Origin of the sequence: Thalassolituus sp. (genome assembly GCF_034111725.1) — a bacterium.
Taxonomy (GTDB): Bacteria; Pseudomonadota; Gammaproteobacteria; order Pseudomonadales; family Oceanobacteraceae; genus Thalassolituus.
On record NZ_JAWUWR010000081.1, the window covers coordinates 47877 to 73146 of the forward strand.

At 45.7% G+C, this 25270-nt stretch carries 21 protein-coding genes; 9 read left to right on the forward strand and 12 right to left on the reverse strand.

Annotated elements, in window-relative coordinates:
- Nucleotides 1–237: 237 nt before the first annotated feature.
- Nucleotides 238–2910: a putative bifunctional diguanylate cyclase/phosphodiesterase gene (locus tag UXZ23_RS14155; protein WP_320821204.1), complete on the forward strand. Its 2673-nt coding sequence runs from the start codon at nucleotides 238–240 to the stop codon at nucleotides 2908–2910.
- 24 nt (nucleotides 2911–2934) lie between these two features.
- On the opposite strand, the gene UXZ23_RS14160 is transcribed toward UXZ23_RS14155, so the two are convergent.
- Nucleotides 2935–3216 (reverse strand): pyrimidine/purine nucleoside phosphorylase, encoded by a 282-nt coding sequence (locus tag UXZ23_RS14160; protein ID WP_015487795.1) that lies wholly within the window; start codon nucleotides 3214–3216, stop codon nucleotides 2935–2937.
- 247 nt (nucleotides 3217–3463) lie between these two features.
- Here UXZ23_RS14160 and UXZ23_RS14165 point away from each other — a divergent pair, with 247 nt between their 5' ends.
- The gene (locus UXZ23_RS14165) at nucleotides 3464–5347 is read left to right on the forward strand and encodes a DEAD/DEAH box helicase (protein WP_320821205.1); all 1884 of its coding nucleotides are present in this window, start codon (nucleotides 3464–3466) and stop codon (nucleotides 5345–5347) included.
- A gap of 366 nt (nucleotides 5348–5713) precedes the next feature.
- Here the strand turns inward: UXZ23_RS14165 and UXZ23_RS14170 are convergent, their stop codons facing one another.
- The 9 genes from UXZ23_RS14170 to urtA all read right to left on the reverse strand — a co-directional run bounded on the left by UXZ23_RS14170 (nucleotide 5714) and on the right by urtA (nucleotide 14391).
- Nucleotides 5714–6088 (reverse strand): FmdB family zinc ribbon protein, encoded by a 375-nt coding sequence (locus UXZ23_RS14170; protein ID WP_025264921.1) that lies wholly within the window; start codon nucleotides 6086–6088, stop codon nucleotides 5714–5716.
- Nucleotides 6089–6103: 15 nt separating this feature from the next.
- Nucleotides 6104–7336: a formamidase gene (gene fmdA, locus UXZ23_RS14175; RefSeq protein WP_015487792.1), complete on the reverse strand. Its 1233-nt coding sequence runs from the start codon at nucleotides 7334–7336 to the stop codon at nucleotides 6104–6106.
- Entirely contained in the window at nucleotides 7329–8402 is a 1074-nt protein-coding gene (locus UXZ23_RS14180; RefSeq protein ID WP_320821206.1) for an AAA family ATPase, read from the reverse strand. The genes fmdA and UXZ23_RS14180 overlap by 8 nt, the downstream gene beginning before the upstream one ends.
- A gap of 16 nt (nucleotides 8403–8418) precedes the next feature.
- Entirely contained in the window at nucleotides 8419–9465 is a 1047-nt protein-coding gene (locus UXZ23_RS14185) for an aliphatic amidase (protein ID WP_320821207.1), read from the reverse strand.
- A 23-nt stretch (nucleotides 9466–9488) separates the two neighbouring features.
- A complete protein-coding gene (urtE, locus tag UXZ23_RS14190; RefSeq protein ID WP_320821208.1) occupies nucleotides 9489–10178 on the reverse strand; it encodes an urea ABC transporter ATP-binding subunit UrtE in 690 nt (229 codons plus the stop codon).
- 10 nt (nucleotides 10179–10188) lie between these two features.
- Nucleotides 10189–10953 carry an urea ABC transporter ATP-binding protein UrtD gene (gene urtD / locus UXZ23_RS14195; protein WP_320821209.1) on the reverse strand — a complete coding sequence of 255 codons (765 nt, stop codon included), beginning with the start codon at nucleotides 10951–10953 and terminating at the stop codon, nucleotides 10189–10191.
- Complete coding sequence (gene urtC, locus UXZ23_RS14200) at nucleotides 10940–12124, reverse strand: urea ABC transporter permease subunit UrtC (protein WP_320821210.1); 1185 nt, start codon at nucleotides 12122–12124, stop codon at nucleotides 10940–10942. The genes urtD and urtC overlap by 14 nt, the downstream gene beginning before the upstream one ends.
- Nucleotides 12125–12137: 13 nt before the next feature.
- Nucleotides 12138–13064, reverse strand: a complete 927-nt coding sequence (urtB, locus tag UXZ23_RS14205) for an urea ABC transporter permease subunit UrtB (RefSeq protein ID WP_320821211.1) — start codon at nucleotides 13062–13064, stop codon at nucleotides 12138–12140.
- A 73-nt stretch (nucleotides 13065–13137) separates the two neighbouring features.
- The gene (gene urtA, locus UXZ23_RS14210; protein WP_320821212.1) at nucleotides 13138–14391 is read right to left on the reverse strand and encodes an urea ABC transporter substrate-binding protein; all 1254 of its coding nucleotides are present in this window, start codon (nucleotides 14389–14391) and stop codon (nucleotides 13138–13140) included.
- Between the two features lie 274 nt (nucleotides 14392–14665).
- Between urtA and UXZ23_RS14215 the strand changes: the two genes are divergently transcribed.
- Entirely contained in the window at nucleotides 14666–18079 is a 3414-nt protein-coding gene (locus UXZ23_RS14215) for an ATP-binding protein (protein WP_320821213.1), read from the forward strand.
- On the forward strand, nucleotides 18066–18974 hold the full coding sequence (locus tag UXZ23_RS14220) for a DNA-binding response regulator (RefSeq protein ID WP_320821214.1): 909 nt from the start codon (nucleotides 18066–18068) through the stop codon (nucleotides 18972–18974). The genes UXZ23_RS14215 and UXZ23_RS14220 overlap by 14 nt, the downstream gene beginning before the upstream one ends.
- A 15-nt stretch (nucleotides 18975–18989) precedes the next feature.
- Here UXZ23_RS14220 and UXZ23_RS14225 read toward each other — a convergent pair whose 3' ends face one another.
- The gene (locus UXZ23_RS14225; protein WP_320821215.1) at nucleotides 18990–19571 is read right to left on the reverse strand and encodes a helix-turn-helix domain-containing protein; all 582 of its coding nucleotides are present in this window, start codon (nucleotides 19569–19571) and stop codon (nucleotides 18990–18992) included.
- 198 nt (nucleotides 19572–19769) lie between these two features.
- On the opposite strand from UXZ23_RS14225, the gene UXZ23_RS14230 reads away from it, so the two are divergent.
- From UXZ23_RS14230 to UXZ23_RS14240, 3 genes are read left to right on the forward strand one after another with little or no spacing between them, the layout of a single operon-like run.
- Nucleotides 19770–20381, forward strand: coding sequence for a glutathione S-transferase family protein (locus tag UXZ23_RS14230; RefSeq protein WP_320821216.1), 612 nt, complete (start codon nucleotides 19770–19772; stop codon nucleotides 20379–20381).
- A 52-nt stretch (nucleotides 20382–20433) separates the two neighbouring features.
- Nucleotides 20434–21105, forward strand: a complete 672-nt coding sequence (locus tag UXZ23_RS14235; RefSeq protein ID WP_320821217.1) for a glutathione S-transferase family protein — start codon at nucleotides 20434–20436, stop codon at nucleotides 21103–21105.
- Between the two features lie 45 nt (nucleotides 21106–21150).
- Entirely contained in the window at nucleotides 21151–21729 is a 579-nt protein-coding gene (locus tag UXZ23_RS14240) for an NAD(P)H-dependent oxidoreductase (protein WP_320821218.1), read from the forward strand.
- A gap of 69 nt (nucleotides 21730–21798) precedes the next feature.
- On the opposite strand, the gene UXZ23_RS14245 is transcribed toward UXZ23_RS14240, so the two are convergent.
- The gene (locus UXZ23_RS14245) at nucleotides 21799–22752 is read right to left on the reverse strand and encodes a helix-turn-helix domain-containing protein (RefSeq protein ID WP_320821219.1); all 954 of its coding nucleotides are present in this window, start codon (nucleotides 22750–22752) and stop codon (nucleotides 21799–21801) included.
- A 199-nt stretch (nucleotides 22753–22951) separates the two neighbouring features.
- On the opposite strand from UXZ23_RS14245, the gene UXZ23_RS14250 reads away from it, so the two are divergent.
- The gene (locus UXZ23_RS14250) at nucleotides 22952–24358 is read left to right on the forward strand and encodes an ethanolamine ammonia-lyase subunit EutB (RefSeq protein ID WP_015487777.1); all 1407 of its coding nucleotides are present in this window, start codon (nucleotides 22952–22954) and stop codon (nucleotides 24356–24358) included.
- Nucleotides 24355–25230, forward strand: a complete 876-nt coding sequence (gene eutC / locus UXZ23_RS14255; protein WP_320821220.1) for an ethanolamine ammonia-lyase subunit EutC — start codon at nucleotides 24355–24357, stop codon at nucleotides 25228–25230. Before UXZ23_RS14250 ends, eutC begins: the two co-directional genes overlap by 4 nt.
- Nucleotides 25231–25270: the final 40 nt, after the last annotated feature.

Genomic DNA, 25270 nt, shown 5'->3' on the forward strand with positions numbered 1-25270 from the left:
AAATTGGTGGTAAATATCGACCTTACAGGATAGCTTATGTCGTAATTTGACATTCTTAGTGACAAAGATGCGCCTATTTTTATAATTGTCATTGCGGATGGTCTACACTGTTTTTCTACGACAATGATGCATCGTAGCAATGGGCCGTCTATTCAACCTTTGCTATGTAGGTAAGGGCTAGGTCGGCACAGAGTAGAAGAGCCCCCAATAGTGAGTGTGAGATTCGTGGAGTAGTGCATGACTGCCGTTAAACCGGTTTTAGATTCCCCTTCTATCAGTGAAGGGTGGTCTCGGATTGAGCGTGAAGCAGAAGAGGGAATTTCACTAGGTGTGGTGCGTTCTGCAAGCGGCGAAATTCGTCTAGAGACAATTTTAGAACGTTGCTTGCGTGTTTTTTTAACCACTAGAACAGAAACTTTGCGCGCAGACATTGAAGGTGCTTTGCTTCATATCGCCCGTTATTTGAAAGCGCGAAGCGCATTGGTTTTCGTTGCCGACAATGGCAATTCTGTTTCTGAATTATTGGTAAGTATCGGCGCAAAATCAGTCGAGGAATTACCACACCTCCTTAATAATTACTGGCGTAATGATTTAAATACCGAGCGCCATTATGAATTGGGCGGCTCAAAAGTGCTTAGACGTGCGGCTGCTATACCAGCGGATCTTGAGCTATTAAATGTTTTAGATTCCGATAATGCTATTTTACTTCCAGTGAGTGGTCAGGAAGGCGCGGTTGGTTTTTTATTGATCAGCTTTGAGCAAAATCAGCCGCCACTGAGCAACCGACGTCAGGCGTTGCTAGCCACCTTCGCGCAGCTTTGTTTTTTAGTCCAAGATCGTCTTACTATGATGAGCCAGCTAGAGGAGAGAGAGCAATTACTGCGGCAAACTGAGCGCTTAGCCAATATTGGTAGCTGGCAAGATGATGTGATTAACGACGTCATTAATATAACGCCACAGGCTGCGATAATTTTTGAGCAAGAAGAAACGCTAACAACAGTCAGTTTGTCTCGCTTTTTTGAATATGTGCACCCTGATGATAGCGAGCGGGTAGCGAAAACTCTGACCGAGAGTATGCAGCAACATAAACCGTCAGACATGGTATACCGAATTGTGACTGAGTCGGGCGCAATCAAAGTTATTCATGGTCGTGCCGACGTCATTGTTGATGATGATGATAAGCTAATTGGCCGGGTAGGTTCCATTCAGGACATTACCGAACAACAAGCGAAAGAGCATCGTTTGCGACAAGCGATGACAGTATTCGAATCGACGATGGAAGGCGTGGTCATTACCGATGCGCGCAATCGCGTTGAAGCAATAAACCCTGCATTTACTTCCATCACTGGCTTTGAAGAGGCCGATGTTCTTGGTCAATCAATTTCATTATTAAGTTCAGGTCGTCACTCCAGGGCATTTTATGATGGTATTGCTAGGGCCATACAGGATCGTAGTTATTGGCGCGGTGAAATTTGGAATCGGCGAAAAAATGGCCAAGTTTATCCGCAATGGTTAACGATCACCGAAGTAAAAGATGCGCAAAATCGTATCACCAATTACGTCGGTGTTTTTTCTGATATGTCACGTATTAAAGAATCTGAAGAGCAGCTAGAGCATTTATCCAACTACGATTCACTAACGAATTTACCGAATCGCGCCTTACTGTTAAGTCGGCTTGAAGGTGCCGTTAATGTTGCTACGCAGAAAGGCCGAAAAGTCGGCGTTATTGCTATCGACCTAGACCATTTTAAACATATTAATGATAGTCTCGGCCATCCTGCCGGAGATCGGTTGCTGCAGGAATTTGCACAACGTATGCGCCAGCGCTTGCGCGATAGTGATACCGTTGCGCGTCAAGGTGGCGATGATTTTGTTGTGGTTTTAGAGAATGTCATTTCTCACGAACAAGTAAGTAATGTGGCCGATATTATTTTGAATTTACTGCGAACTCCTTTTGATGTCGGCGTTGGCCAAGAACTTTATATTGGTGCCAGTCTAGGTATTACTTTGTTCCCAGATCATGGATCCGATGTTACTCAACTATTGAGTAATGCCGACGTTGCTATGTATCAAGCGAAGCAGCGTGGACGGAACAACTATCAGTTTTATTCAAATGATATGACCCAAGCGGTATCTGATCGTTTAGAACTCGGTAATCAATTGCGCGGTGCACTGCAGCATGACAATGAGTTACAGCTCTACTATCAACCGCAAGTATGTCTAATTGATGGCCATATTGTTGGGGTTGAAGCTTTAATGCGCTGGCATCATCCACAAGAGGGCATCATAGCGCCAGGCAGATTCTTACCTGTTGCTGAAGACAATGGCTTAATGCCCGAGCTAGATAGTTGGGCATTGCGCGTCGCCTGCCATCAAATTGCCTTTTGGCAAAGTGAAGACTTCGAACCTATGGTCGTTGCGGTAAATATATCGCAACCGACATTTGTCGCGGGTGGTTTGGTAGAGCGCTTACGACGTTTATTAGATGATACGAAAATTGATCCTAGTTGGCTGGAACTTGAAATTACCGAGGGAGCGTTACTAGAGCCAAGCACTCAAGTTCTCGACACTATTAATGGGTTAAAAGAGCTTGGAGTGATGTTGGCCGTTGATGATTTTGGTACGGGCTATTCTTCGTTAGCGTATCTGCATCGTTATCGTGTTGATAAATTAAAAATCGACCGTAGTTTTGTGCAAAGCGTCGAGGACGAAGACGAAGGTCGCGTCATTACTACAACCATTATTCATATGGCAAAAGGTCTCGGGTTGCAGGTCTTAGCAGAAGGTGTGGAGACAGAAGCTCAATTGAACTTCTTGCGTGACAATGGTTGCGAAAGTTACCAAGGATTTTATTTTAGTAAACCCGTGCCTGTAACAGAGTTAAAGTTAGAAAAAACTAAAGGCCATTAAATAGCCTTTAGTTTTTTACACTACTTATTCGTAAGTGCAGAAGTAAGCTGTTTGACCAGCCATACGTACTTGGAATTTTACGTTGGCGGCAACTTCAAATGAGTCGCCTTGGTTGAAGGTTGCCCATTCAGTGGCACCTGGCAACAAAGCATCCATTGAACCTGAAACAACCGTCATTACTTCTTTCTGGCTCGTGCCAAATTCATAATCACCCGCTTCCATTACGCCGACAGTGGCCGGTAGAGTAGCGGTTTGCAGAGCGATTGATTTTACTTTGCCGTCAAAATATTCATTAACTTTCAGCACGATACGTACTCCTATTAAGTGAGGTCGCGATTATACGCATCCTGCAGTGCTTTGCAGAGAGGCAGAGTAGGGTTATCACGTAAATATTTCGTTTACATGAAAAAAACATGGGCAGTGGCGTAAAATTTCCTATATACTTTGCGCCCTTTTGAACAATGATGAGTCGGGCTCACCCGTGTCAGCAGCGTGTTAGCAGAGCTAACCAGTTAGCGGCAAAGCCCTTACCCGTCTGCACACAGGTGACAATATGACCGATACAATCAGCACAGGCTTCGCAAGCCTGGGCCTTCCTTTTCCTATTCTTCGCACTCTAGAAGAGTTGGGTTACGAAACTCCTTCTGCTATCCAAGAACACAGTATTCCGCCATTGCTTGAAGGCAAAGACGTACTGGGTATGGCGCAAACCGGTACCGGTAAAACGGCCGCGTTCGCACTGCCTATCTTGGCTCGCACTCAAGCCGACTTTAAAAGCCCACAAGTATTGGTGTTAGCACCAACGCGTGAATTGGCGCAACAGGTGGCTGAAGCCGTTAAAACCTATAGCCGTCACATGCCGGGTATTGAAGTAACTGCTATCTATGGTGGTGCCGATTACGGCAGCCAGCTACGTGATTTAAAGCGTGGCCCACAATGGGTTGTTGGTACTCCAGGCCGTGTAATGGATCACTTACGTCGCGGTACTCTGAGCTTGGCTGATATTAAAGCCGTTGTTCTAGACGAAGCTGACGAAATGCTGCGCATGGGCTTTATCGACGACGTAAACTGGATTCTGGAACAAACCCCAGCCAGCCGTCAGGTTGCTTTATTCTCTGCGACTATGCCGCGTGAGATTCAGCGTGTTGCTGAAACTCACCTGAATAATCCAGTACAAGTAAAAATCGAAACCAAAACCACGACCAACGATAAAATTCGTCAGCGTTATTGGTTTGTCGGTGGCGCGCATAAAAATGATGCGTTATTGCGTATTGCTGAAACCGAAGAATTTGACGCCATGATGGTGTTCGTACGTACCAAACAAGCAACAGAAGAAGTTGCAGAGTTTATGGTCAGTAACGGCTTTAAATGTTCACCATTAAACGGTGATATTCCACAAGCACAACGCGAAAAAGCGGTAGAACGCTTAAAAGCGGGTCAGTTGGATATTATTATTGCGACCGACGTTGCCGCTCGTGGTTTGGACGTTGAGCGTATCAGCCACGTTATTAACTACGATATTCCACAAGATACCGAATCTTACGTTCACCGTATTGGCCGTACTGGTCGTGCTGGTCGTAATGGTGAAGCCATTGTATTCGTTCGTGGCCGTGAAAAGCGTATGTTGCGTGATATCGAACGTGCTACTCGTCAGCCTATTGAAGAAATGCCATTACCATCGGCAGAAATGGTTAACGAAAAACGTCGTGTTATGTTCCAAGCACGCGTTTTAGATAGTCTGCACCCAGAGAAAAACAAAGTGTATCGCGAAATGATCGAAAAGATCTTAAGCGAACACCCAGTGGATGCGATGGATGTTGCAGCAGCGATTGCTCGAATGGTGCAAGGCGATAAGCCATTGTTCATCGACGAACAAGAAGATGCACGTGCACAAAAACGTGCGCAAGAACAAAATAGCCGTGAATCACGCGACCGTCCAGAACGTGGCGAGCGTCGTGAGCGCAGCGGTGAACGCGAACGTGGTGCTCCACGTAGCAAAATGCCAGCCAGCGCTGCGCCTATGCCATTAAAAGGTAACCCTGATATGGCGATGGCACGTTACATGGTTGGCATTGGCTACGACGATGGCTTGAAGCCAGGTAACCTTGTTGGCGCTATCGCGAACGAAGCGGATTTAGAAAGCCGTTTTATTGGTCACATTGAAATTTTCGAAAATTACTCAGTGATTGATTTACCTGCGGGCATGCCAGAGCCAGTGATGAACACTTTGCGTAAAGCACGTGTGTGTGGTCGTCCTTTGAGCATCAAAACCTACAAAGAAAGCGAAATTCCTGAGTCTACAGGTCGTTCTGCTCCACCGCGTCGTGCGGGTGGTCCAGGCAAGCCTGGTGGTGCCGGTGGTCGTGGTAAGCCACGTAGCAGCAATGATTCGCGTAGTGATTCACGCCCTCCGCAGCGTAAGCGTCGCGAAGCGTAATTTGAGTGAATTAAATTAAGCGGCCTTCGGGCCGCTTTTTTGTGGGTGCTGTTTATGGTTTTTTAGCTGCTGGCGCAGACGCACGAGACGATATGCTTGAAGCTTGATGAATTCGAAGCGGATTTTTGATTTGTAGGAGCGATTCAACGAACGCTTTTTGTTCGTAGTCGCGATGTAATTTTCCGCGTATTAATTCGTCACTGCTCGCTGGCGCTCCCTGAGTGACTCCTACAGAAAAGAATACATTTTCTATTCATATTGGGCTTGCTCTCGGGAAAAAAAACCTACGGCGTTAGCCGCAAAAAACAAAAAAGCCCCGGCGAACCGAGGCAAAGGGCATTGCGGGGTATGTCTAATCCCTAGACATTAATGACTTATCATCCACGGGCGCATAGACGGAAACATTTTATTGCCGTCAGCGGTCCACAATAAATTGCTCGGACGTTTCGGCGCACAACCACAACCTTTGTGTTTGCCGTGCGCGGCGCGTTCCTGCTTTTCTTTTTCCCGTTCATGAAATTGTGCTGAGGTCATGAAATCGGGTTCATGTTGCGCTTTTTCATTACGCTCCATGGCTTCTTTTTTCTCTTTAATCATGGCCGCAATATGCGGTGGGATCATCACAACACGCGCAGATAGCTGCGCGCATTGCGGGCATTTAGCCGGATGATCGTGATGTTCCATTGACGCAAGCTCTTGGAAAACCCCATGCTGTGTGCATTTATAATCGTATAAAGGCATTGTGATTCTCCCGTATTAATCTAAATCAGGCGCTAGTGGAATATCGACCGAACCGTCGAGGAATTTGGTCGGGCCATTAGCGTTAGGTTTAATATCGAATTTAAAGATATCCGTTGGTAACCAGAGGGTGGCACATGAGTTCGGTACGTCGACCACGCCGCTAATGTGACCTTGGATCGGCGCACAACCAATAATGGCGTAAGCCTGAGCACGCGAGAATCCGAATAGCTCCATGTAGTTAATGGCGTTCAAACAGGCTTGGCGATACGCAACAGTGGTATCGAGGAAGTGTTGTTTGCCATTTTCATCAACAGAAATACCTTCGAAGATTAAATAATCGTCATACTTAGGTACTAACGGGCTTGGTTTAAAGATTGGGTTTTTAACTTGATATTTGGCCATACCGTCTTTAATTAAATTCACACGCATGTGAATCCAACCTGCCATTTCAATCGCGCCACAGAAGGTGATTTCACCGTCGCCTTGGCTAAAGTGTAAATCGCCAACTGATAGACCGGCTTCATCTACGTATACTGGGAAGTAGATTTTTGCGCCACGGGTTAAGTCTTTAATGTCACAGTTACCACCATGCTCGCGTGGCGGTACAGTGCGAGCGCCTTCAGCAGCCGCTGCCGCTTTGTCATCGCCTTGCATTCGACCCATGTGAGCGGTGGGTGCGTACGGTAAGCAAGCAAGTGTTGGGGTACGATCTGGATCGGTATCGAACAATTCTTTTTCACGCGTGTTCCACTTATCCAGCATATCGCGTGATGGCAAACAACCGATTAGGCCTGGGTGTAAAATACCGGCAAACTCAACGCCCGGTACGTGACGTGAACTGGTGTAAATACCATTAAAATCCCAAATGGATTTTTGTGCTTCTGGGAAGTGTTCGTCTAAAAATCCACCGCCGTTCTTTTTAGAAAAGAAGCCGTTAAAGCCCCATTGCTGTTCAGTAAATGCACCGATATCTAAAATATCGACTTCTAATAAATCACCTGGCTGTGCGCCTTCAACAGCAATAGGACCGGATAAAAAGTGAACCTGAGATAAATCGACATCACGAACGTCAGAAGCATCGTCGTCGTTCTTGATCTGTCCACCTGTCCAGTCAAAGCATTCGACTATAAAGTCATCACCGGGTTTCACTTTAGCAACCATAGGAATGTCAGGGTGCCAGCGATTGTGAACATTATCGTGATCGTACGCTGATTTACTTAAATCGATTTTAATAATGGTATCAGTCATGGGTCTTCTCCTGTGACGGCCGAGAGGCCACTGGTTTACTCGTACGTGAAGATTCGTTGAGTAAGGTCGGTTGAAACGTAATTTTATTGGCTGTAGCAGTACCGAAGATAAATCGACATTGATCTTCTTCAGTGCTGAGTAAAAATTGAGCGAGTGGCTCTAATACAAACGCTTGGAACTGGCGTTGAATATCTCGTGCTCCATAGCGTTTGTTAAATCCAGCAGAACACACTAAGGTGCGCGCAGATGAGTCAAGTTCGATAGCAATATTACGAACTTTTAAGCGCTGATTAAGTTCGGCTTCTAAGTTTTCAATGATATCCGGAATGGATGTCATGCTGAGGTCGTTAAAGCAATTAACACTGCCAATTCGATTGATAAACTCAGGATCGAAATGACGCTCTAACGCTCTAATAAAAGTTGCCTTTCTAGACTTTTGAGAAAAGCTTTGTCGTGCTTTGGATACGAATGTCTTAGTTTTGCTCGCGCCAATATTACTGGTCATGAAAATCAAAGTATTATTGAATTTCAGCGTTTTTTGACCGGATGCGAGAGTGAGTGAGCCAGAATCTAATATATTCATTAAGCTACGAACCACTTCGGCACTTGCTTTCTCGATTTCATCGAACAAAACGATGCCGGGACGGGTACTCGTACCGGCAATGTGGTCTTCATTAAATAATGAATAATTTTCTTTACTGCCGACATAACCTGGGGGCGCACCGGTGATCGCTGCGCTGTAATGGCTTTGCGATAGGGTATTCATATCAATGCGACAAAAAGCCTCGCTATTACCATGAATGGCTTTAGCTACGGTGCGGACAAATTCCGTTTTTCCCACACCAGTCGAGCCTAAAAATAGGGTGCTTAATAGTGGCTTGCGATCATCTTGAAGTCCTGCTTTAACCACGCTGAGCTGACGTTTAAAGCGAGCGATGGTTTCATCTTGGCCGATAATTCTAGCGCGCAGCGCGCCTTCGATCTCACTAGGATCGAATACAAAACGCGACGTACACAAAGGTTGTGCACGCCGATTTTGTTCGAGTTTATCGGTGATAAATACCACGGCTCTCGTCCGGCGATTACTCGCCAGCCTCCTGCTCACGCTCGCTTACGGGTAGGTTTCCGACGGGACAGTCAGCTACGCCAATGGTGTCACGGGTCATCGCTTCGACGTCGCGCTGGGCTTTTTCTGCATCCATTACCCAAGTGCGATAAAACTCAAATGGGCAGTCGGCGATGCCTTTATCGCCATCACCGGAGGCATGCACGCCGCTATAACCACGATGCAGTAATTTGAATAAATGGTTTTGTGATTGGTCGTTTTTACGCGCGTCGCGAATTTGTGACACTGAAAGTTGAGCATACTGCACGCCCATATCTTCTTCGCCACACTCACCTAAAGTACGACCATCAAATCCTATTAAGGCCGAGTGGCCAAAGTAACTATATACACCATCAAAACCGGTGGCATTAGCAACTGCAACGTAGCAGTTATTAGCCCAAGCCATCGTTTTTGCCATCATGACTTGCTGTTCTTTGGCGGGGTACATATAGCCTTGGCAGCGCACAATTAATTCGGCACCGCGCATCGCACAGTCGCGCCAAATCTCAGGATAGTTACCATCGTCGCAAATAATAAGGCTGATTTTCATGCCTTTAGGGCCTTCGCTTACGTAAGTGCGATCACCTGGATACCAACCTTCAATTGGGCACCAAGGTATGCACTTACGATATTTTTGAACGATTTCGCCTTCGTTATTAATCAGAATTAGAGTGTTGTAAGGTGCTTTGTGAGGGTGTTCTTCGTGACGTTCGCCAGTCAGCGAAAAAATCCCCCACGTATTAGCTTTTTTACAGGCCGCAGAAAATATCGCCGTTTCATCGCCAGGAATAGTGGCTGCGGTCGCCATCATTTCATCATGGTCGTACATTATGCCCATCGTGCTGTATTCGGGAAATACAATTAGGTCCATGCCAGGTAACCCCTGCTTGATGCCGACAATCATGTCGGCAATATTGGCAGCGTTGGCTAATACTTCTTCCTTGGTATGTAGGCGTGGCATCTTATAGTTAACAACTGCAACACCTACGGTATCCGGACTACTAGAAATATCACCGTGTCTCATGATGGGCTCCTAAAAGTAAATAATTAAACGGATAAATACTTAGCAATACTGGCGTGGTCAGCCTCGGCAATCGGTACGTCGTGTACAATTTTTCCTTTTTCGATGACCAAAATGCGATCAGCAATATCAAGGGCAAAACTCAGTACCTGTTCAGATACTAAAATGGATAAATTGCGTTGATCGCGAATCTTTTTAAGAGTTCGTGCCATTTCTTTAATGATCGATGGTTGAATACCTTCGGTTGGTTCATCTAGTAGCAACACGCTCGGGTTACTCGCTAAAGCACGTGCAATCGCCAGCTGCTGTTGTTGACCACCAGAAAGGTTACCGCCGCGACGATCTTTCATTTCGAGCAGTACTGGAAACAATTCATACAAGTCTTCAGGTACGGTGGATTTTCCGGTAACGGTTAAGCCAGTCTCGATATTCTCTTGTACCGTTAAGGTTGAAAAAATCATTCGGCCTTGTGGTACAAAGCCCAAACCTGCCGCCACACGCTGATGGCTTTGTAGACTTGATAGGTCTTTGCCATTTAACTTAATCGTGCCTGCTTTGCTCGGAATCATGCCAATCATTGACTTCATCATGGTGGTTTTACCCATGCCATTACGGCCAAGTACCGCGATGATTTCTTTTGGTTTTAACGTCAAATTCATATCTTTGATGACGTCACTCTGGCCATAAGCCACACCATAATCTGCTAATTCAAACATACGGTTATCCTCAATGGCCGAGATAAACTTCAATGACTTTTGGATCGGCTTGCACGCGTTCCATCGAACCTTCCGACAGAACTTTGCCTTGATGCAAAACGGTTACACGGTCGGCGATATCAGCAACAAATTGCATGTCGTGTTCAATTACCAGTACCGAACGATCTTTGGTAATACGGTGCAATAAGTCGGCTGTTTGTTTGCGTTCGGATACTGACATTCCGGCAACAGGTTCATCGAGCATGAGTAATTCGGGATCCTGAATTAACAACATACCGATTTCTAACCATTGTTTTTGCCCATGACTGAGTAGGTCAGCTTGCATATTTAATTTGTCGCCGAGAAAAATCATCTCGGCAATTTCTTTTACTTTATCTATTACTTCTTGATCGCGTTTAAAGAACAAGGCTCCCCACACATTGCGACCGCGAGGGAAAGATAGCTCAAGGTTTTCAAATACCGTCAAATCTTCATAAATTGAAGGGTTTTGGAATTTACGACCAACACCTGCATGAACAATTTGGTGTTCATTGAGCTTGGTTAATTCTTTGCCTTTGAATTTAATTGATCCTTCAGTCGCCTTAGTACGACCACAAATCAAATCGAGTACGGTTGTTTTACCGGCGCCGTTAGGACCGATAATGACCCGGATTTCTTGTTCTTCGACGTAAAGCGATAAATCGTTTACTGCTTTAAAGCCATCAAAAGAAACCGTTAGCCCTTCAATACTGAGCACGAAATCTTTTTGCTCTATATGCTTATTAGTTTCCAACATGGCTAGACTCCTTTACTTGGGCTTCATTGGATTCAACAGAGTTCTTTTTAGTCGCCATAATTGGAGTTTCTTCATCTTTTGGCGTGCTACCAAACTTCTTCGCAAGCCATGGAGAAATATGGCTTTGATAGACACCAGCAATACCGTTCGGGAACGCCATTACCACACCAATGAAGAGTGCGCCCATAGCGAATAACCAAAGTTCTGGAAAGCTTTCAGAGAAGGTTGTTTTGGCGAAGTTAACGATTAATGTTCCGTAAATAGCGCCTAAGATTGATAGACGACCGCCAACAGCACAGAAGATCACCATCTCAATGGAAGGCACGATGCCGACAAAAGAAGGCGACATAAAGCCCACTTGCAAGGTGAACATAGCGCCACCAACAGCCGAGATCGCTGCTGCTAAGCAGAAGATAAAAATCTTAAAGTTAGATACATCGTAGCCAGAGAAGCGCACACGGTCTTCACGTTCGCGCATAGCGACAAGTAAGCGACCTAATTTGCTTTTCACAACATAACGAGATGCGAAGATAGCGCCGAACAATAATAAGCCGTTAATGAAGTACAAAACATACTTGGCTTCATCGGTACGAATATCCCAGCCATTTAATGTCCGTAAATCGGTAATACCGTTTACACCACCGGTGTAGCCCTGTTGACCAATAATAAGAATGGTCAAAATGGCTGCTACCGCTTGGGTAATAATGGCGAAGTAAACACCACCTACACGACGCTTAAACATGGCAATCCCAATGATATAAGCGAATATTGCAGGGACAATAAATACGGCAAGTACAGTAAAGGCAAAGCTATGGAATGGTTCCCAAAACCAAGGTAGTTCGGTTATTTGGTTCCAATCCATAAAGTCTGGAATACAAGGGGTCGATTGAATTGCTGTTAACTCAGGTGTTGATGCCTGAAGTTTTAAATACATGGCCATGCAATAGCCACCCAACCCAAAAAACACCCCTTGACCTAAACTTAATACGCCACCGTAACCCCAGCAAAGTACTAAACCCAACGCCACAAAGGCGTAGGTAAGATACTTACCAACTAGATTGAGGCGAAATATATCCATCGATAGCGGCATGATTACAAAGATAATCGCTGCCAGAATAATCAGGTGAGTAATGTCACCTTTCATTAAAAAATCGCGAGCTTTGGTTAACATAATTTACTACTCCTTAGCGGCGAATCTTGAGTGAGAATAGGCCTTCAGGGCGAAGCATAAGAATTATGACTACGGTCAGTAGTGTTAATACTTTGGCCATCGAACCACTTAAGAAGAATTCCATTGTTGATTGAGCTTGAGAGATGGTGAAGGCAGAAGCGATGGTGCCGAGTAGGCTGGTCGCGCCGCCGAATACAACGACAAGGAAAGTATCAACAATATAAAGCTGGCCAGACGTTGGACCGGTAGAGCCCACCATAGTGAAAGCAGATCCAGCAATGCCCGCAATACCGCAACCAAGTGCAAAGGTCAGGCGATCGACGCGACCGGTATCAATACCAACAGCAGCAGCCATCGGACGATTTTGCACTACCGCACGGGTTTGCTTACCCAAACGCGACTTCTGCATCATTAACCACACACCAGTGGAAATAACGATGGTTAAAATCATCACGAAAATACCGTTAATAGGCACTTCGATCATGTCGGTAACTTGGTAAGAACCCATCAGCCAATCGGGCAATACAACACCCACTTCGCGCGCGCCAAATACGGTGCGGTAGGTTTGTTGCATAATCAGGCTTAGGCCCCAGGTTGCTAATAGAGTATCTAGAGGTCGCTTGTACAGATGGCGAATCATCGCCCATTCGACAAAGGCCCCGAGTGCCCCCGTGACAAAAAATGCAATTATCATGGCGATAAAAAAGTAGGCTTCGTATATGCCTGGTAGGTATTCGGCAAATACAATAGAGGTTAAATAAGTAACATAAGCACCGAGAATCATAAATTCGCCGTGTGCCATATTAATCACACCCATTTGGCCGAAAATAATCGCCAGACCGAGTGCCATCAAAACAAAAACTGAGAATAAAATTAGACCGGCAAATCCTTGCATGGCAAAGATGGAGGTCAGTTCGGCTGCGCTATATTCAGCAAACATAGGTAATCTCCCGGTGGAAAAAATAAAGCTAAGTAGTAAGTAGCGGCTCCATGAGAGGAGCCGCTGTGTTTACTTACTGGTAACCGGCAGGGAATGGGTTAGGTTCAATCAGCTCAGGGCTTTCATAAACTACGTCATATTGGCCGTCTAACTTTGCATGACCGATGCGTGTTTTAGACCACAAGTGATGGTTTTCATGCACTTTAACGTAGCCTTCAGGAGCTGCTGTAATTTCGATACCTGGCAAGGTTTCTTTGATTTTATCAATATCGAAGGAACCGGCTTTTTCAACCGCTGCTTTCCAGATCCAAGGGCCAAGGTAGGCTGCTTGAGTTACGTCACCGATAACGATGTCGTCGCCATACTCTTCTTTAAATGCCGCAACGAATTTTTTGTTGTTTTCGTTAGGCAGGCTTTGGAAGTACTTCATAGAGGCATAGATGCCTTCGATGTTTTCACCACCGATACCCAAGATTTCATCTTCAGTTACTGAGATGGTTAGGAATAATGGCTTTTCTTTGCCCATTTCAATACCAGCGGCTTTTAGCTGCTTGTAGAACGCAACGTTAGAACCACCAACGACTGAGATGAATACAACATCAGGCTTTTTCAGTTTGATTTTGTTGATAACCGAGTTGAACTGAGTGTGGCCCAGAGGATAGTACTCTTCGCCAACCGTTTTAAGGCCCAATTTTTCGATGTGCTTGCGCGCGATCTTGTTAGACGTACGTGGCCAAATGTAATCTGAACCTAGTAGATAGAATGATTTTGCACCTTTGACACGTGATGCCCAATCGATACCTTCAAGGATCTGCTGAGTAGCTTCTTGGCCGGTGTAAATAACGTTAGGAGACTGTTCCAAGCCTTCATAGAAGGTAGGGTAGAACAACATACCGTTGTACTGTTCCATTACTGGTAAAACAGCTTTACGTGAAGCCGATGTCCAGCAACCCATGATGGCTGCAACTTTATCGCTCACCAATAATTTTTTGGCTTTTTCAGCGAAGGTTGGCCAATCGCTGGCGCCGTCTTCTTGGATATACTCGATCTTACGACCTAATACACCGCCCATGGCATTGATCTGTTTAATCGCTAATTTCTCAGCTTGTACAGAACCGGTCTCACTGATGGCCATGGTACCTGTCACTGAGTGCAGGATACCCACAGTTACCGTGTCGTCGGTAACGGCTAAGCCTGTGGTGTTGGCCATATCAGCATTGGCAAAGTTGGCGTTTGCCAACATCACTGCCGCAGGAATGGCGAGCAAACTTTTAAGTAGGGTACGGCGACGAACACCGCTGGTAGGGTTAAGCGTTTTTGAGCGCATGGTGTAGCCTCTCTGACGTTTGTGGGTTCGGAATGGGAACACCGTTAGAATGCAGAAAGTCAGGAAAGCAAAGAATTCGCTATTCGCACCATACGCATACGTCATTTGACGCATAGTGGTTGGCACGGGAGTTGATTACTGTCTTGACGCATGGGCGTGCGATTGATAGAAGTTGTTCTCGCGGGTCAAAACTATAAGGCATTGCAAGGACAGCATTCCAAAAATAACGGCTGTGAAGTATGCGTTACATTTGCAGTCAGGGGCGTGTTCTACAATGAGCGATCAACAGGTCTTTAAGGCTCGACGAAGTTATAATCGTTGGGTCGCGAATCAGACTCTCGAAGATTTTGCATTACGCTTTACCGCTAAAAGTGCGCGACGCTGGTCGGCAGCTCGGGTATCGAATACGGCGTTAGGTGCCATTTCATTTTTAGCCTTAGAGGCAATCGGAGCTACGGTAACGTTACTGTATGGCTTTGATAATGCGTTTTATGCCTTTATAGCCGTATCTTTAGTTATCTTCTTAACGGCCATTCCAATCAGCTATTACGCGGCCAAATTCGGCGTTGATATTGATTTACTTAGCCGTGGAGCTGGTTTTGGTTATATCGGCTCGACCATTACATCACTGATCTACGCATCATTTACCTTCATCTTCTTCGCGCTTGAATCGGCCATCATGGCCTCAGCATTGGACATTCTGTTTGGTCTGCCATTGATGGTTGGCTATTTACTCAGTGCCATTATTGTCATTCCTTTGGTAACGCACGGCATTACCTTAATCAGCCGTTTCCAATTGTGGACTCAGCCAATTTGGTTGGTTCTGCAGTTAGCACCATTTGTATTTATCTTGTGGCATGAATGGTCAGCTACTCTGACGTGGGTGCAATTTACTGGGATCGAACGAGTGACTGAAAGCGCACCAATTGGTAGCGGTGGCTTTAATTTGGTCTTTTTTGGTGCTGCGTCGGCCGTTATTTTTTCCTTAATCGCGCAAATCGGCGAGCAGGTCGACTTTCTTCGGTTTTTACCTGAACCCGATAAAAAACATAAGTTACGTTGGTGGACTGCGTTAATGGGCGCAGGGCCAGGTTGGATTGTTGTTGGTTTTATTAAATTACTCGGCGGTTCCTTTTTAGCCGTGCTGGCGTTGAGTCACGGTTTGAACGTCAGTGATGCCAGTGACCCTACGCAAATATATCGGGTCGCATTTGGTTATTTATTTGATTCGCCTATGGTTGTGATGGCGGTCACTGGTATTTTTGTGATTCTCTGTCAGGTCAAGATTAACGTAACCAATGCCTATGCTGGCTCTATTGCGTGGTCTAACTTCTTTTCGCGCTTAACGCACAGTCATCCCGGGCGGGTAGTATGGCTGGTGTTTAACGTCATGATTGCCTTGCTGCTTATGGTGCTGGGTGTCTATGAATCACTTGTCCATATCCTTGGTATCTATGCCAATGTTGCCGTGGCTTGGGTTGGAGCACTGGTCGCAGATTTAGTGATTAACAAACCATTGGGGCTGAGTCCGAAACACATAGAGTTCAAGCGCGCTTACTTATACGACGTTAATCCAGTTGGTTGTGGCGCTATGATCTTGGCTTCATTACTCGGCATTATTTGCTATGTCGGAGTTGTAGGCCCGGTGGCACAGGCCATGGCGCCGTACGTTGCCTTGCTAACAGCGTTTGTTACCGCGCCTATTATTGCGTTCGTGACCAAAGGACGCTTCTATCTTGCGCGTGAAATTATACCGATTACACCTGTTAATCCGGCCTTGATGTTGGCTGAGTGTGTGGTTTGTGAAAATACCTTTGACCTTGAAGATATTGCACAGTGTCCTGCTTATGGCGGCCATATTTGCTCGCTTTGCTGTTCGTTAGAAGCTCGCTGTCATGATCAGTGCAAAGAGAAAGCACGGCTTGGCGATCAGCTACAATCTTTGCTCGAAACGGTACTGCCGGTCTGGCTAGTACGGCGTATGAATCCGCGGTTAATGCAGTTCAGTGGTTTTCTTAGCATCATTGCTTTTACCGTTGCTGTACTTTTCTGGCTGGTGTATCTCCAAGTGCCGGCTGCCGATGCGGCGCAATCTATGGTTGGGACCACACTTGTACAAGTGTATTTTCTGTTACTCATTATTATTGGCGTTTTGATTTGGTTATTTGTATTGGCGAATGAAAGTCGACAATTTGCGTTAGATGAGTCCATGCGGCAAACCGAATTACTCACTCAAGAAATCAGTGCGCATGAAGCTACTGATAGAGCCTTGCAAGATGCAAAAGACTTAGCAGAGGCGGCTAACCGTGCTAAAAGCCGGTATCTGGGGGGGATTAGTCATGAATTACGTAGCCCATTGAATTCGATTTTAGGGTATGCACAGTTACTAGAAAAAGACAAAAGTCTTGATACCTCGCAGCTAAGCAAAGTGAAACTCGTTCGTCGCAGTGGCGAGCATTTAGCTGATTTAATTGAAGGCTTACTTGATATATCTCGTATAGAAGCAGGGCGATTGGAGATCCGGCGCGAAGAAGTGGCTATCCGTAGTATGTTGCAAGAACTGGTGGATATGTTTTCGTTACAAGCCGAGAATAAAGGTATCGCTTTCTATTACCGACCATCACCGCACCTGCCTGCTGTGGTCACGACAGACGAGAAGCATCTACGCCAAATTCTGATTAATTTATTATCCAATGCGGTTAAGTTTACTCATAGCGGATCGGTAACCTTATCTGTGCGCTATCGCAGCCAAGTCGCCGAATTCTCAGTTGAGGATACGGGGGTCGGGATCGACTCTAAAGAGATGGAGCGTATCTTTCAGCCCTTTGAACGTATTCGTAAAGCAGGCCAGCCGCAAATGCCAGGCACCGGCTTAGGTTTAACCATTAGTAAATTATTAACCGATATTATGGGGGGTGAAATTACCTTAAAAAGTGATCCGGGGCAGGGAAGTCGCTTTAAGTTGTCTCTCATGCTGTCGAGTGTCTCTATGCCATTGCAGCGTACGACACAGGTGAGAGAGATAGATTCTTATCATGGCCCACAGCGCACGGTCATGGTTGTTGACGATGACGCGTCGCATCGGGGGTTAATTAGCGAAATTTTATCTCCGCTCGGCTTTATAGTGCTTGAAGCAACGAACGCCTTAGCCTGTTTAGAGGCTATTGATACTGTGCCGGTCGATCTATTCTTCCTCGATATTTCTATGCCCGAGATGACGGGCTGGGAACTGGTCAAAGAATTACGCCACAGAAATATTATCGCACCCGTGATTATGGCGTCTGCCGATGCAGAGGAAAGTCACGAGCATAATCAGAGACAAAATGGCACTGATAATGTCGAGCGTTTAAATGACGATTATTTAATTAAACCGATTCGTGATCAGGTATTACTCGATAAACTGGCTGCAGCGTTAGCCTTACAGTGGATTTATAAAGACGATGTTCCTCTTAACCAAGTGAAGACTGCAGACGCCGAGTTGATTGATATCAGCCATGCCGATGCACGCGAATTAATCGCGATGGCAGAATTGGGTTATGTTGATGGCGTGGAGAAAATTTTAGTGCGTATTGAAAGCTCAGGAGAGCACCCGTTTTTTGTCCAGCAGATGAAACGCTACCTTGCGTCGTATCAGTTTGCGACGATTATTTCTACCAATCAAAAGGTGTTGTCCCGTGATCAGGCCTGAATCTAAAGGAATCGTGCTGGTTGCGGATGATGCAGCAGAATCTCTCGCTATGATGAACGAAGCGCTGACGTCTGCGGGATACACCGTATTACTCGCGATGGATGGTACTCAAGCGCTGAGTATTACCGAACGTATGATTCCAGACTTGATTTTGTTGGATGCCATTATGCCAACGATGGATGGCTTTACTGCCTGTGAAACGTTAAAAAAGCGCAATGAACTGCACGATATTCCTGTAATTTTTATGACAGGCTTGAGCGATAGCGAACATGTCTTGCGTGGCTTAGAAGTAGGTGGTGTTGACTATATTACTAAGCCCGTGAACATTGATGAGCTGTTAGCTCGCGTGCATGTGCATTTGAGTAATGCTCGTAAAACACGCAGTGCACGTAGCGCTTTGGATGAAATGGGGCAACCAGCCTTTGCTTGTAATATTCACGGGGAAATGCTCTGGAGTACGGTAAAAACCCGAGAGTTATTACAAACGCTCGGGAGCTCAGAGAGTGAACTAGAAACGTTAATTTGCAGTGATATAGCACCTTGGTTAGCAAGAGCACCAGAGCGCAATAGTCATAGTAGACTACAGTTAGGTACACATTCTTTGCAGGTGCGCTATTTAGGCCGGCCATCGCCGGTTGAATATTTATTACGATTAATTAACGACGATGACAATGTGCTGCAAGCTGAATTGCGCCAGAAGTTTTTATTAACTGAACGCGAAGCCGAAGTGTTGATGTGGTTGTCTCGCGGCAAAACCAATCGTGATATTGCCCAAATATTAGCCATGAGCCCGCGTACGGTGAATAAGCATTTAGAGCAAATATTTCCTAAACTTGGCGTAGAAAACCGTGCCAGTGCAACCGCTGTGAGTTTAGGCTTTTTAAATTCGTTATAAAATATGATTGATTGGCTACCAGGCTTCAATATCGGCAATTATAAAGTCGGCAATAGTTGTCATTGCCTCTATGCCCTGATCACGGCGAGTATTGAGTAATAAGCGGGTTTGTGCGGCAATAAACTGGGCCGCTGCCTCAGGCTCAAATCGACGGTTGAACTCATTTGCCGCCTGGGCTTCTATAATGCGCTGCAATAATAGAGTTTGTTGCTTTTCTATGGCGGTATGCAAATTCTGGCGTGCAGTATCAGACATTGGCGTTTTCGCTTGAAGGCTGTTGAACATTAAGCAACCGTTGTTGGCATTAGTTCGTTGTAATTGATCGCGGAACTTCTGACAAAAGGCAGTCAAAGCAGCTTTGCCTTTATGTTCCTTTAGCGGCATTTGCATAAATTCAAATACCACCGCGATATAGCGCTGCAGCGACAATTCAAATAAGGCTTGTTTGTTGCCAAAGGTCTCATAAAGGCTGTAGCGATTGACACCCAAGTGCTTCACCAATTGTTCCATCGACAGGCGTTCAAACCCCTGCTGCCAAAACAACATCATTGCTTGTTGTAATACCTGTTCAGGATCAAAACTGCGCGTTCGCGCCATAGCAACTGCCTCAAGTGATTATTTTGAAGGTGGGCATAAGTTCTCTTGACCTGTCCCATCGCTCTCGGCTAGTGTAATACAGAATGAGCATTCTGATAAGGTCTGCATCGAAATTATTGCATCGATATATAACCGCCAAAAGGGTATCTATCCGTTGTGTATCAACCCGCGCTCGTTAGGGCATGTAGAGGAAGTTCTATGAAACTGTATGACAACAATCAAGCGCCAAACCCTCGTCGCGTTCGCATGGCTCTGGCAGAAAAGGGCATTACGGATGTAGAGCTTGTGCAGATTGAATTGGGTGTCGGAGGCAATCTTACCCCAGAATTTTGTGCAAAAAATCCGTTTGGGAAGGTACCTGTATTGGAGCTTGATGATGGCTTTTGTCTAGCAGAAACCGGTGCTATCTGTCGCTATCTCGACGAGCGCTTTGAGGGACTAAGTTTATACGGAAAGACAGTGGAAGAGCGTGCCATTATTGATATGTGGGATCACCGCATGGAATTAGGCTTAGTTATTAGCGTCGCAATGGGCTTTCAGCACCTCAGTGGTTTTTTCAAAGACCGTATGACGCCGGTAGAAGCTTGGGGCAAGGAATGTATTGGTAACGTATTAAAAATCCTACCGATTTTAGAAAAACAACTGGCTGAGAATACTTGGGTTGCCGGAAGCGAATTCTCTATCGCCGATATTACAGCGATTTGTGCGATTGATTTTGCGCGCGTTATTAAAATACGCATCGGCGATGAATATCCTTCGATTCAACGTTGGCAAGCGGCTATGAAAGAGCGACCATCGTATACGGCATAAAATGTAGCGATTATTAGCTGCACTGCGGCAGTCGAAATATGAGGAAATATTAATGTTAGAACTATACAGTGCAGCAACGCCGAATGGCTGGAAAACAACTGTGTTACTAGAAGAACTGCAACTTCCTTATACGTTGACGCCAATTAATTTGGCCAATAATACACAGAAGGAAGAATGGTTTTTAAAGATCAATCCGAATGGTCGAATTCCTGCGTTAATTGATCATGATGCCGACGATTTTGCGGTGTTTGAATCGGGCGCTATTATGATTTACTTGGCAGAAAAGGCCGGTAAATTATTTGGCAATAACGCCAAGGAAAAATCCCAGGTTATACAGTGGTTAATGTTCCAAATGGGCGGAGTTGGCCCCATGATGGGACAAGCTAACGTCTTCTTTCGCTATTTCCCCGAGAAAATTCAACCGGCTATTGATCGCTACCAAAACGAAGGTCGACGATTGTTGGCTGTATTGGATTCAGCATTAGCAGGGCGTGACTATTTAGTTGGCGAAAATCGTGGAGAATACAGCGTTGCCGATATCGCTAACTGGTGTTGGGCGCACACTTACGAGTGGTCGGGTATTGATATCACAGGCCTCGACAACTTGCAGGCGTGGATTCAACGAATTCGCGAGCGTCCTGCGGTGCAAGCCGGTATTCGCTTGCCTGCTCGCGGCGATAAGGATACGGTTACGCAAACGGGGCAGGCGATTATTCAAAAATAGCTTGATGATCGGCCCATTGATTTTTCAAGTACGGTAGGAATATTTATGTCTCAAATCGCCATTGTTAGCGCCAGTCACCGCGCTGACTCCCAAAGCTTGCGTATTGCTCATCATTTGAATGATGAGCACCTAAATGGCGAAGCCAGTATCGTCGATCTCAATGAAGCGGACTTACCACTATGGGATGGCACTGCAGCGACGGCGACGGTCGTCGCTGTACAAAATACTCTACAACAAGCCGATGGCTTTATTTTTGTTATTCCTGAGTGGCATGGCATGGCGCCTGCTGGCTTAAAAAATCTTTTGCTATGGTGCAATGCCAGTCACCTAGCACATAAGCCGACCTTACTCGTTGGTGTCTCGGCTTCGAGTGGCGGTGCGTTTGTGATCGCTGAAATGCGCGGTAGTGGCTATAAAAACTCTAGGCTTCTTTATACTCCAGAGCATTTATTACTGCGCAACGTCGGGACATTATGGACGGGCGAAAACTCTAAATCCGATACGTATTTACATGAGCGTGCGGCGTTTGCCATCGATCAATTACAAACCTATATAACGGCACTTGCACCGCAGCGCGAATATTTATGTTCGCGCTTTAAAGATTACGGTAATGGTATGTCGTAAGATTTCGTTGAAATAAAAAGCCCCGACAGTCGGGGCTTTTTATTGTCTGTTAGTTGAAATTTACAAATTTCAACTGTGTTTCACACGCTTAATCGTTTCGGATGGATTCTCGCCAAACAGTTGCTTGTAGTCTTTTGCAAATTGTCCGGGGTGCCAAAACCCCCAGTTCGCTGCGACAACAGCCACTGAGCTGTCTGACAATGGGTCGCTCAGATTACGTCGAACACGGTTTAATCGCGCTGTGCGTAAAAAGCGTAATGGGCTCATGCCTAATATGGTTTCGAAACTATATTGCAGTGTGCGACGGCTAACGTGAGCTAATTCGCATAATTCGGTCATAGTGACGGGTGCATCTGCATGGGTTGCTAAATATTCTTTAACGCAATCAACGACGGCTTTTCTATGTGCGTAACTAGGTGCTGGCGAGGAGGCGGGCGTCTCTTCTTGCAAAAGGCGTAGCAGCCCCATCGTGACAACATCTTGCTGCATTTGGTTATTCAATCCATCGGCGTTGTGGTTTAACACTCGTTCCAATAAATAACGTACATCATCTAACGTTTTTTGTTGCACGGTTAGGCGCGGATACTCGTTGAGAGATAAACCTTTAAGAGCTAGGCCTTGAATCTCGGCAGCTTGTAATAGCACATCCTGTTTCACCACGATGCCGTAGATATCATATTTTTCTGGCGTCATTAATTCAAAGTCGCAGCTGCCAGGACGGCACATGAGTTGATCATTGCCAATCACTAAGCCGTTAATACGACTATCCGATGGCCGTGCGGGAATCCCCAGCCAGATAGAGTCTGCCCAGACATTACACTGCTGACGTAAAGAGCGATTGGTATGCTCTTTAAATACCTGCAAACCCTCTAACGTTACTTCATCAATACGACCATAAAAGCTGCCATCACTTAATTGATCGTATTCTTGCTGCCAATTTGTCAGGTTGTGGGCATGTTCGTCTGCGTCCCTTGCTTCACTGATGCACTTCTCCGGTGCGCTCAGATGTGGTTCGTGCTGCATGGGTGAGCGTTATTGCCTCTATTTAATGACTTCGCAATAAGTTTACGGCCTTTGATATTCGCTAACCACCTGATTTTCCAGCGAAAACAAAGGTTTGCCAAAATTTGATAGTCGGTCGGAATATATATCGCATCTTCCACATTATAGAAAAGTGGACTCTGTAAAAGAGTACAGCAAGTTTCGTTCCTGAGGTGAACACATGAGTAAGTCATATTGCTACACGCTGGGTAGCAAGACCTATCAATTTCGCAATCTTGCCGAGTTAATGGCAAAAGCAACGCCTGCGCGATCTGGTGATCGTTTAGCTGGAGTGATTGCGTTATCGGCAGAAGAACGTGCAGTCGCACAAATGACGTTGGCCGATGTGCCATTAACAACCTTTTTAAATGACGTACTTATTCCTTACGAGAGCGATGAAATAACCCGCCTTATTATTGATGAGCATGATGATAAAGCCTTTGCGCCTATTGCTCACTTAACGGTTGGCGATTTCCGTAATTGGCTGCTCAGTGATCATGCAACACCCAGTGTTTTAGCCAGTATTCGTATGGGTGTTACGCCAGAGATGGCCGCGGCTGTCAGTAAAATTATGCGCAACCAAGATTTAATTCTAGTTGCTAAAAAATGTCATGTTACTACTGCCTTTCGCAACACTATAGGTTTGCCGGGGCACTTATCAACTCGTCTACAACCGAACCATCCAACCGATGATGTAAATGGAATAGCCGCCAGTATTTTAGATGGCTTGCTTTACGGTAGTGGTGACGCCGTTATTGGTATTAATCCGGCAACAGATAACGTAGCGCAGGCAATTCAGCTCATGAATTTGATGAGTGATGTGATTGAGAAGTATGAAATTCCGACTCAATCCTGTGTGTTAACTCACGTTACTAATACCATTGAATGTATAGAAGCCGGAGCCCCGGTCGATTTAGTGTTTCAGTCTATCGGTGGTACTGAAGCAACGAATTCCAGTTTTGGTTTTAATTTAAATACCCTCGCTGAAGCCCAAGACGCCGCTCTGAGTTTACGACGCGGTAATGTCGGTAATAATGTTATGTACTTTGAAACAGGTCAGGGCAGTGCGTTGTCAGCTAATGCGCATCATGGTTTAGATCAACAAACCTGCGAAGTGCGCGCTTATGCTGTGGCACGAAAATTTAAACCTTTATTGGTCAATACTGTTGTCGGCTTTATTGGCCCTGAATATTTATTCGACGGTAAAGAAATTACCCGTGCCGGACTAGAAGATCACTTCTGCGGAAAATTACTCGGTGTGCCAATGGGCTGCGATGTTTGCTACACCAATCATGCCGAAGCTGATCAAAATGATATGGACAACTTACTTACTTTATTAGGTGTTGCTGGCTGCTCGTTTATCATGGGGATTCCCGGTTCTGACGACATCATGCTGAATTATCAAACGACATCATTTCACGATGCGCTATATGTGCGTCGTGTGTTGGGCTCACGTCCTGCCCCTGAGTTTGAACATTGGCTAACGAAAATGCAGATTATGAAAAATGCCAATCAGCATATTTTAAATGATTCATTACCTGAGCCTTTTGCACGTTCGCTAAAAGCTTTGCCGGGAGGTGGCTTGTGAGCGACATTAACGAACATGAAGAAAATGGCAAAGTCGTCAATAACCCATGGCGGCGCTTGCGCGAATTTACCGATGCGCGAATCGGCTTAGGCCGTGCCGGTGTTAGTTTGCCCACCAAAGAGATGTTAGCTTTTCAGTTATCTCATGCTCAGGCGCGTGATGCAGTGCATTTTCCGCTGGATGCCGAAGCTATTTGCCGTGATATCAAAAGCTTACTAGGGCTAATTCCTAATCAAAAAACACTTGGTTTGCATAGCCAAGCCGTAGACAGAATCACGTATTTACAACGCCCCGACCAAGGCCGTGCACTGAGTGACGAGTCGCGGCAAAAACTAATTCAATTTATGGCTAATAACTTAGATAACAGCCCCACTGCGCCTCATGCTGAGCCTGAATACGATCTTGCTATTGTTGTTGTCGATGGACTGTCGTCGTTAGCGGTGCAAAAAAATGCGGTGCCGTTTATTGAGCAGCTATCTGAACTACTAATAGCCGAAGATCAGCCATGGTCACTCTCACCGATCACCATTGTAGAGCAGGGCCGAGTAGCGATTGGGGATGATATTGGTGAGCTACTCAATGCCCGCGCGGTGTTGGTATTGATTGGTGAGCGTCCGGGGTTAAGTTCGCCCGACAGTTTAGGTTTATACCTAACATGGAATCCTAAATCGGGTCTTAACGACGCCAGTCGTAACTGTATTTCCAATATTCGTCCTGCCGGACTGCAATATCCAGAAGCTGCTCGTCGTGCTTTATATTTATTGCGCGAAGCTCGACGTTTGAAGCTTTCGGGCGTGAATCTAAAAGATCGTACTCAAGATGATGTTATTGAGCATCACGTTGAACAGAAGAACTTCCTGCTTTCTGAATAGAGCGGGATGGCTTTTTACCCATTTAAAAACTGATTTAAAA